Source organism: Hydrogenophaga sp. (assembly GCF_041633695.1).
Lineage (GTDB): Bacteria > Pseudomonadota > Gammaproteobacteria > Burkholderiales > Burkholderiaceae_C > Hydrogenophaga.
Genome location: NZ_JBFJMY010000511.1, coordinates 1 through 2,715, shown reverse-complemented (window position 1 = coordinate 2,715; position 2,715 = coordinate 1). Strand labels below are relative to the sequence as shown.

2 protein-coding genes are annotated in these 2,715 nt (G+C 65.5%); both read right to left on the bottom strand.

The genetic code is table 11. The features are described 5' to 3' along the window. Nucleotides 1-154: 154 nt before the first annotated feature. Complete coding sequence (locus ABYB95_RS20925; protein ID WP_372661444.1) at nt 155-1,624, bottom strand: aldehyde dehydrogenase; 1,470 nt, start codon at nt 1,622-1,624, stop codon at nt 155-157. A gap of 144 nt (nt 1,625-1,768) precedes the next feature. Further along, nucleotides 1,769-2,632: an ABC transporter permease gene (locus ABYB95_RS20920; protein ID WP_372661441.1), complete on the bottom strand. Its 864-nt coding sequence runs from the start codon at nt 2,630-2,632 to the stop codon at nt 1,769-1,771. Nucleotides 2,633-2,715 lie beyond the last annotated feature (83 nt).

Genomic DNA, 2,715 nt, shown 5'->3' with positions numbered 1-2,715 from the left:
GGTGGGTTATCCCGAAAACCCCCATGCCACCCGCAAACGCGGGACGGCGGCGGCCAACACGGGGCACCCCGAGGCGGGTGGCCCACCTGCCAAGCCCCAAACCGAGCGCCTGCGCCGGCCAGCCCAACCGGGGGCCTGCGCGGGCGCAACGGCGTCACACCGGGCTGTCGATGCGGATCCAGGTGGTTTTGGTTTCGGTGTACTTGTCAAAAGCGTGCAGCGACTTGTCGCGCCCCACCCCGCTCTGCTTGAAACCACCAAACGGCACCGTGATGTCGTCCTCGTCGTAGGAATTCACGTGCACCGTGCCCGCCCGCAGCGCGCGCGCCACGCCGTGCGCCTTGTTGATGTCGCGCGTCCACACCGCCGCCTGCAGGCCGTACACGCTGCTGTTGGCCTGCTTCACCACGTCCACGGCGTCGGTGAACGACAGCACCGAGAGCACCGGGCCAAAAATCTCGTCGCGGGCAATTGTCATCTGCGGCGTCACGCCGTCAAAAATCGTGGGCTGCACGTAGCAGCCACCGGCCACCGGCGTCGCAAGCGACCCACCGGCCAGCAGCTTGGCGCCTTCGCTCTGACCCAGGCCGATGTAGCGCATCACGTTGTCGAGTTGCACCTGGTCGACGATGGCCCCCATCACCGTGGCTTTTTCCAGCGGGTTGCCCGGCTGGAAGTTGGGCACCAGCTTGAGGGCCTTTTCCAGAAAAGCGTCCTTGATGCTTTCCTCCACAAACAGGCGCGACGGTGCGTTGCAGCTCTCGCCCTGGTTGAAGAAGATGCTGCCCACCGCCGCTTCCACCGCCTTGTCCAGGTTGGGGCAATCGGCGAACACGATGTTGGGCGACTTGCCGCCCAGCTCGGTCCAGGCGCGCTTCAAATTGCTCTGCCCGGCCATCACGTGGATCTGCTTGCCCACGCGCGTGGAGCCTGTAAAGGCGATGCAATCCACATCCATGTGCAGCGCCAGCGGGCTGCCCGCCTCGGGGCCATAGCCAGGCACCACGTTGAACACGCCCGGCGGAATGCCGGCGGCCAAGGCCAGCTCGGCCAGGCGCAACGCGGTCAGCGGCGATTTTTCGCTCGGCTTCAGCACCACCGAATTGCCGGCGGCGAGCGCGGGTGCGATCTTCCACGCGGCCATGATCATGGGGTAGTTCCAGGGCACGATCACGCCCACCACGCCCACCGGTTCGCGGGTGATCAGGGCCAAGGCACTGCTCGCCGTGGGCGCGATCTCGTCGTACACCTTGTCCACCGCCTCGCCGTACCAGCGTATGCAGTTGGCGGCGGCGTTCACATCCACCGCTCGCGCGTACTTCACCGGTTTGCCCATGTCCAGGGTTTCGGTCATGGCCAGCTCGTCGGCATGCGCCAGCAACTGTTCGGCAAACTTGATCATCACCCGCTTGCGCTGGGCCGGCGCCATGCCGCTCCAGCGCCGGTCTTCAAACGCCGCACGGCCTGCCGCCACGGCGGCATCCACATCGGCCTCGCCACAACGGGCCACGGCGGTCAGCACCCGGCCATCCACCGGCGAAATGCTGTCAAAAGTCTGGCCGTCGCGCGCGGCGACGCGTTCGCCGTTGATGAAGGCGCGGCCGTCAAAGCTCAGTTCGGTCATGGTTCACGTCTCTGGTGAGGGGGTTCAACAAGTCCACCATGCTACCCCCATGCGCGCGCCGGACCCGTCCGCTTCACGACAAGCGCAGTGGACCACTTGGCATCTCGGTGACCCCGGATCGGCCCCCTTGCCGATCCCCCCGCTTCAGGCGCCGGGTGCGAGCGCCGCCAGTTCGGCCCGGGTCGCGGCCTGGATTTCGCGCTCGTGTTTGCGCGTCTGCCGCGCCACCCGCACGCTGTAGCCCACGATGACGATGGTGACGGCCACGATCAGCAGCGTGGCCGCTGCGTAAATGGTGGGGTTGATGCCGCGCCGCGCGTAGCCAAAGATCACCTGCGGCAAGGTGTTCACGCCCGGACCGGAGAGAAATTCGGCGATCACCACGTCGTCGAACGACAGGGTGAACGACAGCAAGAAGGCGGCGAGCAAGGCCTGGTAGATGTTGGGCAGGGTGATCAGGAAAAACACCTGGTGCGGGCGCGCGCCCAGGTCCATGGCGGCTTCTTCGATGGAGCGGTCCATCTCCAGCAGGCGTGACTGGATCACCACCATGCCGTAGGCCATGCCCAGCAAGGTGTGGCCCAGGATGATGGTGAGCATGCCGCGCTCCGGCCAGCCAAAGGCATTCTGCGCGCCCACCATGAGCAGCAGCAGCGACAGGCCGATCACCACCTCGGGCATCACCAGCGGCGCGTTGACCATGCCGGAGAACACGGTGCGGCCGATGAAGCGCCGGTAGCGCACCAGCACAAAGGCGGCAAACGTGGCCAGCACCACCGAGAGCAGACCGGTGATGGTGGCGATCTTGATGGACAGCCAGAAGCCATCGACGATGCGGCTGTCGCGCGTGAGCGCCTCGTACCAGCGCAGCGAAAAACCCGTGAAGCGCGCGTCTTGCCGGGTGCTGTTGAACGAGAACACGATCATGAAAAACAGCGGCAGGTACAGGAACAGGTACACCAGCGCCATCCAGAACTTGCCAAAGTGTTTTTCGAGCAGTTGTTTCATGTCAAAGATCCTCGTTCACGCAACCAGCAACACAACCAAGGGCGCCGCGGGACTGGCTTTGCCAGACCGCCAGCGCCGCCCCC